General features: G+C 62.7%; 14 protein-coding genes. 10 read left to right on the top strand and 4 right to left on the bottom strand.

What is annotated here, in order from left to right:
* Positions 1–273 precede the first annotated feature (273 nt).
* Positions 274–675 carry a thioredoxin family protein gene (locus tag EV686_RS08180; protein ID WP_243650797.1) on the top strand — a complete coding sequence of 134 codons (402 nt, stop codon included), beginning with the start codon at positions 274–276 and terminating at the stop codon, positions 673–675.
* Positions 676–799: 124 nt separating this feature from the next.
* Here the strand turns inward: EV686_RS08180 and EV686_RS08175 are convergent, their stop codons facing one another.
* On the bottom strand, positions 800–3,073 hold the full coding sequence (locus EV686_RS08175) for a RelA/SpoT family protein (RefSeq protein ID WP_132475439.1): 2,274 nt from the start codon (positions 3,071–3,073) through the stop codon (positions 800–802).
* Positions 3,074–3,441: 368 nt separating this feature from the next.
* On the opposite strand from EV686_RS08175, the gene EV686_RS08170 reads away from it, so the two are divergent.
* Positions 3,442–3,891 carry a flavodoxin family protein gene (locus EV686_RS08170; RefSeq protein WP_243650821.1) on the top strand — a complete coding sequence of 150 codons (450 nt, stop codon included), beginning with the start codon at positions 3,442–3,444 and terminating at the stop codon, positions 3,889–3,891.
* 245 nt (positions 3,892–4,136) lie between these two features.
* On the opposite strand, the gene EV686_RS08165 is transcribed toward EV686_RS08170, so the two are convergent.
* Positions 4,137–4,490 carry a RidA family protein gene (locus EV686_RS08165; protein WP_132475433.1) on the bottom strand — a complete coding sequence of 118 codons (354 nt, stop codon included), beginning with the start codon at positions 4,488–4,490 and terminating at the stop codon, positions 4,137–4,139.
* A 103-nt stretch (positions 4,491–4,593) separates the two neighbouring features.
* Positions 4,594–5,769, bottom strand: a complete 1,176-nt coding sequence (pncB, locus tag EV686_RS08160; protein ID WP_132475430.1) for a nicotinate phosphoribosyltransferase — start codon at positions 5,767–5,769, stop codon at positions 4,594–4,596.
* 219 nt (positions 5,770–5,988) lie between these two features.
* Here pncB and fdxA point away from each other — a divergent pair, with 219 nt between their 5' ends.
* The 7 genes from fdxA (at position 5,989) to EV686_RS08125 (ending at position 10,977) form a co-directional block, all read left to right on the top strand.
* Complete coding sequence (gene fdxA / locus EV686_RS08155) at positions 5,989–6,312, top strand: ferredoxin FdxA (RefSeq protein ID WP_132475427.1); 324 nt, start codon at positions 5,989–5,991, stop codon at positions 6,310–6,312.
* A 223-nt stretch (positions 6,313–6,535) separates the two neighbouring features.
* Positions 6,536–7,762, top strand: a complete 1,227-nt coding sequence (locus EV686_RS08150) for a polyhydroxyalkanoate depolymerase (RefSeq protein WP_132475424.1) — start codon at positions 6,536–6,538, stop codon at positions 7,760–7,762.
* A 147-nt stretch (positions 7,763–7,909) separates the two neighbouring features.
* Positions 7,910–8,554 carry an electron transport complex subunit RsxB gene (rsxB, locus tag EV686_RS08145; RefSeq protein ID WP_132475420.1) on the top strand — a complete coding sequence of 215 codons (645 nt, stop codon included), beginning with the start codon at positions 7,910–7,912 and terminating at the stop codon, positions 8,552–8,554.
* Positions 8,551–9,186 carry an endonuclease III gene (nth, locus tag EV686_RS08140; protein WP_132475417.1) on the top strand — a complete coding sequence of 212 codons (636 nt, stop codon included), beginning with the start codon at positions 8,551–8,553 and terminating at the stop codon, positions 9,184–9,186. The genes rsxB and nth overlap by 4 nt, the downstream gene beginning before the upstream one ends.
* Positions 9,187–9,340: 154 nt before the next feature.
* On the top strand, positions 9,341–9,925 hold the full coding sequence (locus tag EV686_RS08135; RefSeq protein ID WP_132475414.1) for a septation protein A: 585 nt from the start codon (positions 9,341–9,343) through the stop codon (positions 9,923–9,925).
* Positions 9,922–10,197, top strand: a complete 276-nt coding sequence (locus EV686_RS08130) for a BolA family protein (RefSeq protein ID WP_132475411.1) — start codon at positions 9,922–9,924, stop codon at positions 10,195–10,197. Before EV686_RS08135 ends, EV686_RS08130 begins: the two co-directional genes overlap by 4 nt.
* 3 nt (positions 10,198–10,200) lie before the next feature.
* Positions 10,201–10,977 carry a peptidylprolyl isomerase gene (locus EV686_RS08125; protein ID WP_132475408.1) on the top strand — a complete coding sequence of 259 codons (777 nt, stop codon included), beginning with the start codon at positions 10,201–10,203 and terminating at the stop codon, positions 10,975–10,977.
* Between the two features lie 134 nt (positions 10,978–11,111).
* Here the strand turns inward: EV686_RS08125 and EV686_RS08120 are convergent, their stop codons facing one another.
* A complete protein-coding gene (locus EV686_RS08120) occupies positions 11,112–12,062 on the bottom strand; it encodes a LysR family transcriptional regulator (protein WP_132475405.1) in 951 nt (316 codons plus the stop codon).
* A 102-nt stretch (positions 12,063–12,164) separates the two neighbouring features.
* Between EV686_RS08120 and EV686_RS08115 the strand changes: the two genes are divergently transcribed.
* Positions 12,165–13,145, top strand: a complete 981-nt coding sequence (locus EV686_RS08115) for a Bug family tripartite tricarboxylate transporter substrate binding protein (protein WP_132475402.1) — start codon at positions 12,165–12,167, stop codon at positions 13,143–13,145.
* The last annotated feature ends 13 nt before the right edge of the window (positions 13,146–13,158 follow it).

The raw sequence follows: 13,158 nt of genomic DNA, 5'->3' as shown, positions 1-13,158 counted from the left end.
CCTGTCTCCCCTCGGGAATGTCTGCACCCGGCTCCCGCGTTACGCGGCGATCAGAACCTTCGGCGCTTTACCTTTCGCCAGCATGATCCTGACCTTCCAGAGCACCGAACTGAGGAAGCATTCGGTGGTGGGGCTTAACGACCTGGTGCAAACGGAGCCGGTTGATTACGGCTTTCCCTGGTCAACCTGGTTTGCTTTCACAAGCCCCGTCCTTCAGGGCGGGGTAGTTGACGAAGCTCTCCCGGATGCAACAGGGGGTATGATAGCCAAAGTTTGTCCGTTTTCCACGCCGCCATGCCCTTCTTCGACGCAACAGAACGCACCGATCGTCTCTCCCTGCACCTGACGCAACATCCCGGCTCCCCTATTGTCGCCTGCTACTGCGCCGCCTGGTGCAATACCTGCGCCGGATACCGCAAGGATTTCGAACGGCTGTCGCAAGACTGGCCCGACCACGCCTTCGTCTGGATCGACATCGAAGAACGGCCCGAGCTCCTGGGCGACGAGGACATCGAGAATTTCCCCACGCTGCTGCTGCAGAATGCGGACAAGACTCTGTTTTTCGGCATCCTGCAACCGCACATCCAGCATCTGCAGGGCTTGCTGCAGCGCGGCGAGGCGCTGGCCCCGGTCTCGTCCGCGCCACGCCTGCGCGACTGGCTTTCCGAGGCATAGATGAAGAACTCCGGCCCAAGGGCCGGAGCTTCTCCGCCACAATATGGGAGCGCCTTCGGCGCCGCATGGGTACCGCCTCGCTCGACCTCGGCCTGAAGGCCGAGGCTTGCGCTTTGGCGCGTGGTCAACGGCGGCTGGCCTCGACTCCCGGCACATCGTTCAGCGCCGCCAGCGCTTTCTGGATCTGCTGTCCATCCTGCACCTCGATGGTGAACACCATATGCGTCAATGAACGCCTGCTCTGCGTATTGACGCTGGTGACGCGAATGCGCAGCTTGGCGAAGACTTCGGACAGATCGTGCAGCAGGTCCACGCTGTCCTGGGCGTGAATGCTGATGTCGACAGGATAGCTGCCGCCCGACGTATCCCCCCAGTCGACATCGATGACCCGCTCGGGCTGGCGCTCGGCCAGCGCTGCAAACGAATGGCAATCCTGGCGATGGATGGAAACTCCCCTGCCGCGCGTCACGAATCCCCGGATCAGGTCCGGCGGCGCCGGGCGGCAGCAACGCGCCAGCTGCGTCATCAGAGAGTCCACCCCAACCACCAGCACGCCGCTCTTGCCCGCGCCCTGCGCCGTGGATGGAGCACGGGCCGCCAGTTGCTTGGGATCCAGCGGCTCCGCCGGCGCCGCTGTGTCCGGGCTGCGCAGCACATGATCGATCTGCCGCAGGCTGAACTCATCCTTGGCGACCGCGACATACAGATCATCCGCGCGGGCGAAATCCAGCTGCTGCGCCAACTGTTCCAGATTGATCGAAGTCTTGCCCAGCCGCTGCAGTTCCTTCTCCACCAGCGCCTGGCCTTGCGCGATGCGCTGCTGCAATTCCACCGCATTGAACCAGGCGCGCACCTTGGCGCGAGAACGCTGGCTGGCCAGAAAGCCCAGCTGTGGATTGAGCCAGTCGCGCGAAGGCCCGCCGGACTTGGCCGCGACGATTTCAACGGTCTGCCCTGTTTTCAGGCGGGTCAGCAAGGGCACCAGTTGCCCGTCGACCCTGGCGCCCCGGCAGCGGTGCCCGAGATCGGTATGCAGATGGTAGGCGAAATCCACAGGCGTCGCCCCCGCCGGCAGCTCGACCACGCGCGCCTGCGGTGTCAGCACATAAATGCGCTCATCGCCGGCCTGCGGCGCCGCTTGCGCCTTGCGCGCACGCGCGCCCGATCCGGACGATGGCCGCACAGGCTCCGCCGCCGGGCTGTCGCCATCCCTCTCCCAGGCCAGCAACTGGCGCATCCAGGACACCTTCTGATCGAATCCGCCCGCCGCGGCGACCGTGCCGCCCTTGGGGCCGGCCTCCTTGTAGCGCCAGTGCGCCGCCATCCCGTACTCGGCGAAATGGTGCATTTCCTGCGTGCGGATCTGGATCTCGAATGTACGGCCCTGCGCATCGGCCACTACCGTATGCAGCGAGCGGTAGCCATTGGGCTTGGGCCGCGATATGTAATCGTCGAACTCTTCCGGCACCGGGACCCAGAGCGAATGCGCCAGCGCGAGCACGGCATAGCAGGCCCGCTCGTCCTCGACAATGACCCGCATGGCGCGCAGGTCGAACAGCTGGGTGAAGTCCAGGTCTTTGTTGCGCATCTTGTTCCAGATGCTGTAGATATGCTTGGGCCGCCCAGTAACTTCGCCCTGGATGCCGGCCTCGGCCAGCGCGGTTTTCAGTGTCTGCACCGCCTGGCGGATCAGCGCCTCGCGCTCGACCCGCTTGTCCTCCAGCTTGCCCGCGATTTCCTTGTAGGTCTGCGGCTCCAGGAAACGGAAGGCCAGATCCTCCATCTCCCACTTCAGCTGCCAGATGCCCAGGCGATTCGCCAGCGGCGTATACAGTTCGAGCGTCTCGCGGGCGAACCCCACGGGACACGGCGTGCGCGAAGCCGCATACCAACGCAGCGACTGCAGGCGCGAAGCCAGGCGCATCAGCACAATGCGCAAGTCCGCCGCCATGGCGAGCAGCATCTTGCGCTGCATTTCCTTCTGGTCGCCGGCCGAGGCGGCGGTATCGCTGGACTGCCGAGCCAGGCCGCTCAAGCGCAGCAACGCCCGGGTCCCCTGCACCAGCGTGGCGACCTCGGGGCCGAACGCCTTGTGCATGGGCTCGTCCACCGCATTGCCCGAACCCGACAGCAGATCGACCGGCATGACCGTCAGCAGCGCGCTGGCGCGCACGGCCGCATCCAGCTCCATATCGGCCAGAATACGCGCGGCCCCAGCACCATGCGCATCCATAGGCTCTCCGGTGCTGGCCAGCTTGCCACTGAGCGGCTCTCGCACCCAATCCACCGCTTTGAGCAACAGCTCGCGCCCCTCGGCGTCGAGCCCCTCGCTGGCAGCCGCCAGCCATTCCTGATGAAACGGCGAGGAAGATGCATTCGAAACGGCAAAATCAATCATGGCAATACGAAAAAAAGCCCCCACGCTGCGCCTTTCGGCTTGCGCTCCACCGCGCGGCCCGCAGGCCGCTTGGATTCGCCAGGCACAGGACAGTCCGCAGTGGACTGTCCTGTGTCCAGACTCATCCCCAAGGGGGAGCTTTTTGCCTTGGGGCGGCCCGGCGGCAAAAAATAAAATACTGTGCGCATCGATCCCGTCCTCAAAGCAGACGCGACGCGCCTCTATACTACCCTGTCCGGCAAGCGCTTTGCGAACAAATCATGGTGATTAGCACATTCCCCGAAGACTCCACCGACACCGCAACGGACAACCAGCGCGGCGCAACGCTCCTGATCGTCTGGCACTCCCGCACCGGCGCCGCCAGGCAGATGGCCGAAGCGGCCCGCCAAGGCGCCATGGACATCTTCGAAGAGCTGGAAGTCGGCCCCCAAACACGCTGCATTCTCTCCCAAGCCGCCGAAACCACGCCGGACCAGATGCTGCAGGCCAGCGCCTACCTGTTCTGCTGCCCCGAAAACCTGGCAAGCATGAGCGGCGCGATGAAAGAATTCTTCGATACCTGCTACTACCCCGTCCTCGACCGCATCGCCGGCCTTCCTTACGCCCTCATGGTCAGCGCGGGCACCGACGGCGCCGGCGCCGTGCGCCAGATGCAGAGAATCTGCACCGGCTGGCGCCTGAGGGAAGTCGCCGAGCCCCTGCTGATACGCAGCGGCGCCCAGACGCCAGAGGCCATCCTCGCCCCCAAACGCGTCCAGGAAACCGACCTGGACGCCTGCCGCACGATGGGCGCCACGCTGGCGGCGCTGATCGCTTAGCGATGTCTCCCCCCGGCATACCCTGACGTCCAGCCCGTTGTCGTATGGTGCCCATCCGGGCCTGTTGGAGCGAGGGCAGCCCCGAAGGGGCCGAGGGCGCCTACTGGCGCGCCCGAGCCGAGCGACCAGGCCCGGATGGGCACCATACGACAACGGGCGGGTTAGCAAAACAACTGCCTCCCCAACAAAAAGAAAGAGGCTCCCGGCGCAAAGCCGCGGAGCCCCTCATCACACATGCAGTCCGATCAGTCGACGGCGGCCGTCAGCATGATTTCAACCTTGTAGTCCGGATTGGCCAGACGCGCTTCGATCGTCGCGCGCGCAGGCGTCCTGCCCTCCGGCACCCACGCATCCCACGCGCGATTCATGCCCGCGAACTCCGCAATATTGGGCATGAAAATCTGCACCGACAGAATACGCGTCTTGTCGCTGCCCAGCTCAGCCAGCAGCTCATCGATGGTGTTCAGCACATCCTTGGTCTGCCCTTCGACATCCAGCGTCGTATCGTTCGGAACCTGGCCTGCGAAATAGGCCACGCCATTGTGCACCACCACGTCCGACAGACGCTTGCCGACATTGATGCGTTTGAGCTCGCTCATTGCTGCTTCTCCACTCAAGGGGTTGAAATACTGCGCCATTTAACCATGCCGGGCCGCTTCGCAACACTCGCGCGCACCACAAAAGGGCGGGTGCCGCCGCCCTTCATGCTGGCGGCAGCTCGAACACCTGCCGCAGATAGGCCAGATAGGCCGGATCGTCGCACATCGTCTTTTCCGGCGCGTCCGACACCTTGGCCACCGGCTGCCCATTGCAGCGGACCATCTTCATCACGATCTGCAAAGGCTCGTGCCCCAGATCATTCGTAAGATTGGTCCCTATACCGAACGACACCTTGCAGCGCCCCGCAAAGCGCTTGGCCAGCTCAATGGCCTTGGGAATCGTCAGCCCGTCGGAAAACACCAGCGTCTTGGTGCGGGGATCCGCCCTGTGCTTCTCATAATGCGCCAGCAAACGCTCGCCCCACACAAAGGGATCGCCCGAATCATGCCGGGCTCCATCGAACAGCTTGCAAAAATACATATCGAAATCGCGCAGGAAAGCATCCATGCCGTAGACGTCCGACAAGGCAATGCCCAGGTCGCCGCGATACTCCTTCGCCCAGACCTCCAGCGCGAACACCTGCGAATCGCGCAGGCGCGGCCCCAGCGCCTGGCAGGCCTGAAGGTATTCATGCGCCATCGTGCCCAGCGGCGTGACGCCATGCTTCATCGCCAGCCAGACATTGCTGGTGCCCGCGAAATGCATGCCCATCTGGGACTTCATCGTGATGACCACTTCCTCATGCCATTTCTTGGAGAAACGCCGGCGCGTGCCGTAGTCGGCCACGCGGAAATCCGCCAGCGCGGGATCATCCAGCACCAGCTGCATCTTGGACTGCAGGCGCTTGCGCCCTTCCTCCCAGGCCGGTTCCGGGCATACATTGCGGAAATACACCTCGTTGACGATGGCCAGAACCGGGATCTCGAACAGGATCGTGTGCAGCCACGACCCTTTCACGGAAATGGCGATCTCTCCCGGCTCCGCGCCTTCGGTCACGCTGATGCTGCGCTCCTGCAAATGGAACAGGCGCAGGAAATCCACGAAATCGCTCTTGATGAAGCGCAGGCCGCCCAGGTAGTCCAGCTCGGCCTCCGTAAAGCGCAGCGTGCAGAGATGGCGGATTTCCTCGCGGATCTCGTCCAGGTACGGCCTGAGATTGACGCCAGGCGTGCGGCACTTGTAGCGGTACTCGACCTGCGCCGCGGGAAACTGGTGCAGCACTACCTGCATCATGCTGAATTTGTACAGGTCGGTATCGAGCAAAGAGGTAATAACCATCGGAAAACCGGAAAGACGCCCGCCAGGCGTTCGCATGGCGTAAGAATTTGTAGAAACGATTGCGGCAACCATAGCACAGCGATACGCAAAAGGCCTGTCATTTTTATTTTTTTAATCTGGATCAAAAACTTGCATTGGCTTTAGGGTGTTTAATCGACCCCTGACGATTATTGGGTAAAATCAAGTCCTTAGTCTTGCTGCCGCTGGAGCTTTTTTACCATGACTCATGTAGTCACCGAAAACTGTATCAAATGCAAATTCACCGACTGCGTCGATGTCTGTCCCGTAGACTGCTTCCGTGAAGGCCCCAACTTCCTCGTCATCGATCCCGACGAATGCATCGACTGCGCCGTCTGTATTCCCGAATGTCCCGCGAACGCCATCTTTGCCGAAGAAGACGTCCCGCAGGACCAGTTGCACTTCATCGAGCTCAATGCCGAACTGAGCCCGGAATTCGGCCCCATCAACCGCTCCAAGACCCCGCTGGAAGGCGCCGACGACTGGAACGGTGTTGCTGACAAGCTGCAATATCTCGAACGCTGATCCAGGCACGTCGATCGATACAGGCCGTATTTCCCCGATATACGGCCTATTTTCGGGCCATAAACATGAAATTTTCTGCAAAAACCAATAGTTTATGCATTTTTATGCATAAACTTGACGATAAATGACAATCGCCTTATGCAATACAGGGATATCCGCGATAGCCATTGTCTTGTTTTCGGGATTATGTTGTGTTTGTCCATTCTGACAGGTGCAAAACCTCATGCTGTACGACATTCGAGAACTCCAGCGTACCTTCCTGACGCCGTTCACCGCTTTTACTGATACCAGCGCCCAGCTATTCTCCAGTCCCTACAGCCCCCTGGCCTACACGCCGCTGTCGCGTCAAATAGCCGCTTCCTGCGAACTGCTGCACCGTCTCGGAAAAGAATACGAAAAACCCCGGTGGGGGCTCCATTACACGCACGCCGGCGACTGCGACGCAGTCGTGACCGAGCGCACCGTGATGGCCAAGCCCTTTTGCAACCTGGTGCACTTCGAACGCAGCCTGCCTGCCAGCGCGACCAAGGATCCCACCGTGCTGCTGGTCGCCCCCATGTCGGGCCACCATGCCACGCTGCTGCGCGACACCGTGCGCGCCCTGCTGCCCAACCACGAGGTATATGTCACCGACTGGATCGACGCCCGCATGGTGCCGCAGTCCGAAGGCCAGTTCGGCCTGAACGATTATGTGCGCTATGTGCAGGACTTCATTCGCCATCTCGGGCCGGATGTGCACGTCATGTCCGTCTGCCAGCCGACCGTGCCGGTCATGGCCGCCATCTCCCTCATGGCAAGCAACGGCGATCCCTGCCTGCCTCGCAGCATGATCCTGATGGGCGGGCCGATCGATACGCGCCAGTCGCCCACCGACGTCAATCGCCTGGCCACGACCAAGCCGTTCTCCTGGTTCGAGAACAACCTGATCCACCGCGTACCCGCGCGCTACCCGGGCTCCGGCCGCAAGGTCTATCCCGGCTTCCTGCAATACGCCAGCTTCATCGCCATGAATCCCGACCGCCACCTGAAGTCGCACTACGATTTCTACTGTGACCTGGTGCGCGGCGACGACGAAGACGCCGAAGCGCATCGCCGCTTCTACGACGAATACAACGCCGTGCTGGACATGACGGCCGAGTTCTACCTGGACACTATCCGGATCGTCTTCCAGGAACATCGCCTGCCCAAGGGCACATGGGAGATCGACGGCCAGCTTGTGAATCCGGCCGCCATCCGCTCCGTCGCCCTGTTCACCATCGAAGGCGAACTGGACGACATCTCTGGCCAGGGCCAGACGCGCGCGGCGCACACGATGTGCAAGTCCATCGACAAGTCGCTCAAACAGCACTACACCGCGCCCAAGTGCGGGCATTACGGCATTTTCTCCGGCAGGCGGTGGCGCGAAACGATTTGTCCTAAAATAGCGGAATTCATCCGCGAGCACGCATAAGCGGCATCCGGCAGCAATGCCGGATCGGATCTACGCCTCCGGATACCGATACGCTTCCGAATCGCCACAGGGAACTTCCCGCCTCAAGCGGAGAAGTTCCCTGCGCCTTTTGGATGGCACCCAGTTCAGACCGGACCACAAGCAGCCATGACGGCCTCCAGCCTTACCGACGCCATCGACGCCATCCTACCGCAGACGCAATGCACCAAATGCGGCTACGACGGCTGCCGTCCCTACGCTGACGCCATCGCCGCCGGGGAAGTTGCCATCAATCGCTGTCCGCCGGGCGGCCAGTCCGGCATCCGCAAGCTGGCAGAGCTGCTGGAACGTCCGGAAATCCCGTTGGACGAATCCTGCGGCGAGCATCAGCCCCTGCGTCTCGCCGTCATCGACGAAGCGCACTGCATCGGCTGCACGCTTTGCATCCAGGCCTGTCCGGTGGATGCCATCGTCGGCGCCAACAAGCGGATGCATACCGTCATTCCCGACCTCTGCACGGGCTGCGATCTATGCGTCCCTCCCTGTCCCGTGGATTGCATCGACATGCGCCCGGCGGGCTTCGACTGGACGCCGGCGCTGGCGGCCCGGGCCAGGGATCGCCACGGCAAGCGCCAGCGCCGGCTCGACGCCCTGCACCCCGAGGCATCCCCGCTGGCCGCCCGCAACCTGGCCAACAAGGCGCCCGTGGCCATCGCCGCTGCAAGCGATCCCGACCAGCGCCAGCGGAAGATCGCCGATGTCCTGGCTCGCGCACGCGCGCGCCGCAACGCCTCATCAGGCATGCATTCATGAACGCACAGAAACGCGCGGAAATCTTCCGCCGCCTGCAGGCAGCCAACCCGAAACCGACGACGGAACTGGAATACCGCAATACCTTCCAGTTGCTGATCGCCGTCATCCTGTCCGCCCAGGCGACCGACAAATCCGTCAACTTGGCGACCGCCCGCTTCTTCCCCACCCATGAGACGCCGCAAAGCATCCTGGATATGGGCCTGGAAGCGCTGACGGAACACATCCGCACTATCGGCCTGTACAAGACCAAGGCCGCCAACGTCATACGCACCTGCGCCATCCTGGTGGAAAAGCATAACGGCCAGGTCCCGGCGGACCGCGCAGCCCTGGAAGCCCTGCCCGGCGTCGGCCGCAAGACGGCCAACGTCGTGCTGAACACAGCCTTCGGCCACCCTGTCATCGCCGTGGACACCCATATCTTCCGCGTCGCCAACCGCACGGGACTGGCGCCCGGCAAGACCGTGGAGGAAGTGGAGAAGCGTCTCACCCGGCTGACGCCGGCTCCCTATCGCCTGGATGCCCACCACTGGCTCATCCTGCACGGCCGCTACATCTGCCTGGCCCGCAAGCCCAAATGTCCTCAGTGCGGCATTGCCGACCTGTGCGAGTACCGGGACAAGACCGTCGCCTGAGTTGCGCGGAAGGCTGTTCCTGCGCAGGAACCCGGGAACCTTTCCCCGAAAACAAAGTCCCAAGTCGATGTAACATATGGCCTTGCCTCGGCGCAAACCATCTTCCTGAACGCGCCGCCACGACGACAATGACGCAGGCCCGCCACGCACCCGCATGAAAAAACTTCTGTTCGACCTGTTCCCGCTGATCCTGTTCTTCCTGGCATTCCGCTACGCCGACATCTATGTCGCCACGGCAGTCGCCATCGCAGCCGGCATCGCCCAGTTCATCTGGCTGAAAGTCACCGGCAAGGCCATCGAAGCCACGCACTGGATCAACCTGTCGGTCATCGTCGTATTCGGCGGCGCCACGCTGCTGTTCCACAACGACGCCTTCATCAAGTGGAAGCCCACCGTGCTGTACTGGCTGTTCGCTTCCATCCTGCTGTTCAGCCACCTGGTCCTGGGCCGCAATCTCATGCAAAAGCTCATGGGCGGCCAGGTGCAGTTGCCCGCTCCGGTCTGGTCGAAGCTGAACCTGGCATGGGCCGGCTTCTTCCTGGCATCGGGCGCCCTGAACCTGTACGTGGCCTTCTCCGGCCAGTTCACGGAATCGCAGTGGGTCAACTTCAAGGTATTCGGCCTGATGGCGCTGCTCATCCTGTTCGTCATCGCCCAGTCCATCTGGCTGGGCCGGCATATCCAGGAGCCCGCGCCGGAAGCCCTGCCGGGAGCCGCAGACCAGGAGTCCGACAAATGAACGCCGAACGCATCGCCCTCGTGCACGAACGCCTTGCCGGGCTGGAGCCCACTCACATCGAAGTCGTGGACGAATCCCACCATCACATCGGACACGCCGGCGCCGAAGGCGGCGCCTGTCATCTGCGCGTTTTCATTTCGTCACCGCAATTCCAGGGCCTGTCGCCTGTCGCCCGCCATCGGCTCGTGTATGATCGGCTGCAGGATCTCATTCCCTTTCCCATCCACGCACTGGCCATCGTCGCCAGCCCAACCCCAAACAAAGGTAATTGATACATGAAGACACTTGCTGCATTCGCTGCTGCGCTGGTCATTGCTGCACCGGCCTACGCCCAGACCATTGCCACAGTCAATGGCAAGAACATCACCAAGGCCAACCTGGACCAGTTCGTCTCCCTGCTGGTCAGCCAGGGCGAGAAAGACACGCCTGAACTGCGCGAGCAGGTCAAGCAGGAAATGATCCACCGCCAGGTCGCCGTGCAAGCCGCCGAAAAGGCCGGCCTGGACAAGCAGGACGCCGTCAAGCAGGAAATCGAACTGGCCCGCCAGGGCATCCTGGTCCGCGCCCTGCTCGAAGACCACCTGAAGAAGAACCCCGTCACCGACGCCCAGATCCAGGCGGAATACGACAAGATCAAGCAGTCCCAGGCCGGCCGCGTCGAATACAAGCTGCGCCACATCCTGGTCGCCGACCAGGCGAAGGCCGAGGCTCTGGCCAAGGACATCAACGGCAAGAAGGTCAGCTTCGAAGCGGCCGCCAAGAAAGACTCCATCGACCCGGGCAGCGGCAAGAACGGCGGCGACCTCGGCTGGGGCCCCGCCAGCAACTACGTGCCTGAATTCGCCACCGCCGTGGAAAGCCTGAAGAAGGGCGAAACCTCGGCCAAGCCCGTGCAGACCCAGTTCGGCTGGCACATCATCCGCGTCGAAGACACGCGCCCGCTGGAATTCCCCGCTCTCGAACAAGTCAAGCCCCAACTGACCGAGATGCTGCGCCAGCAGAACCTGGGCCAGTTCCAGGAAGAGCTGATGAAGTCCGCCAACATCAAGTAACAAGCTTGCGGGCCCGCACGGCGCCGCCGTTCGGGCCCTGGCAACCGGGTACCATCAAGAAAGGCTGCCGGCGATCGTCGAGCAGCCTTTTTTCATCCAGGCAGCGATACCTCCGGCACGCATAAAGCAGCGTCTCAGAACGCATTATCGAGCCTGCAGGCCAGCGCTTCCTTCAACAAGGCGACCCGGGGATTGGCCGGCCCCTCCCGAAAAACCAGGGCTACCACGCTGGAAGGCGGCTCGGGCACCACGCGTATCTGCCTGACCGGATCCGCTTGCAATGCGCCCTGATGAAGAAGAGCCACGTCCGGAACAATGCCGACACCCAGACCCGCGGCGACGAATTGCAGACTCGTCGTAGGGCTCGTCGATTCGATCACGGGCAGGGGAGCGGGCACTCCGGCATGCGTGAAGCAGTCGTCGATGAGCTTGCGCCCCATCGACCCTTCGGCCGGCATCACCCACCGTTCCCGTGACAAACGGACCCAGTCCACGCGCCGCGAACGGACCAGCGGATGCTCCGCGCATGCGACCACGGCGAACTGTACTTCGAACAGCTTGACGTACCGAAACGCGCCGGCATCGGACTCCAGCATTTGCAAAGGGAAAGTGGTGACCAGAGCGTCGAGCTCGCCCTGATGAAGCGCGCGTATCAGCGCGGGAACCCGTTCCTCCAGCAATTGCACCCGTACGGGCGCTTCGCTTTGCACCAGCCTTGCAATCACCCCGGGCAAGTAGGTTTGCGCCACGAACGGAGGCGCGCCGATCCGGATCTTGGCCGTGAAGCGATCCGCGGCGGCGGCCTCGGAGCGAAGATGGGCCAGTTCTTCCAGCAGCATCGCCGCGCCGCGCAGCACCACTTCCCCCTGAGCGGTCGGCGTCAAGCCGCGCGCGGTGCGAGAGAACAGCGCAAAGCCAAATGCACTTTCGATTTCCGTCAGCGCCTTGCTCAGGGCCGGCTGGGTCAGATTGAGCGCCTGGCTGGCCGCCCGCAGGCTGCCCGTCGTCTGCACTGTCCTCAGCAGGCGCAGGTGGCGAAAGCGCAGCTTGGCTACCAGATGGTCGGGTTCAATCAATTCGTTCATCCGCCGGCATAAAACATAAAGCTATCGCTATATCAAAATATATCACTTTTTCTACTCACTGCGATTCGCTATCCTTCATGCATTACAACAAGGAGACAACACATGGAACGCCGCCAATTCTGTCTGGGCGCCCTGGGCGCCAGCCTCATGCTCCACCCGGCAGCGCGGGCTGCGACGGGGACCTACCCATCGCGGGCGGTACGCATCGTCGTCCCCTACGCCGCCGGCGGAGGACCCGACATCATGGTGCGGCAGTTCGGCCCTGTGCTGAGCAGGGCACTGGGGCAGCCCATCGTGGTCGAAAACAAGGTCGGCGCGGGCGGCGTCCTGGCCGCCCAGTACGCCGCCCAGGCGCCCGCCGACGGCTACACCGTATTGCTGGGCTCGAACTCGCACTTGATCCAGAAGGCATTGCAACCGGATCTGGCCTTCGATCCGATCGATGATTTCGCGCCGGTCACCCTCATCGCCTCCTCTCCTACCGTGCTGGTCGTATCCGCCGGTTCTCCCTACCATACGGCGCAGGATCTCATTGCCGCACTGCGCGCTCATCCCGGGAAACTGAATTTCGCTTCCGGCGGCGTCGGGTCGGGGGCGCACCTGGGCGGCGCAACCTTCATATCGCTGCTGAAGGCCGACGCTGTCCATGTCCCGTTCAAGGGTTCGGTGGAAATTCCGACCTCGCTCCAGCGCGGCGACACAGACTTCGCCTTCGCCATTGCGGGCACCGCCATCCCTCAAGTCAAGGACGGCAGGTTGCGCGCCCTGGCCGTGACCAGCCGCGACCCGGTGGCCGAACTCCCCGGCGTTCCCACGCTGCATGACATCCTGCGTAGCGACCTGGCGATCCAGGAATTCTGGTTTGGCCTCTGGCTGCCCAGGAACTCCCCCGCCGACGCCGTCGACAAACTCTACAGCGCAACGACGGCGGCGCTCAGGGAGCCTGCCGTCAAGAGCATGTTCGAGGCGACTGGAAACCGCGTGATCCAGAGCGACAGCCCGCAGGCCGATGCGGCGTTCGTACGCGGCGAATACCGCAAATGGGCCGAAATCATCAAGCTCACCGGCATCAGTGCCGGCTGACCGGGGAGTCCGC

The organism is Paracandidimonas soli (assembly GCF_004342005.1).
Taxonomy (GTDB): domain Bacteria; phylum Pseudomonadota; class Gammaproteobacteria; order Burkholderiales; family Burkholderiaceae_B; genus Paracandidimonas; species Paracandidimonas soli.
Note: the sequence above shows the minus strand (reverse complement) of the source record. Positions and strands in the feature narration are given on the sequence as shown.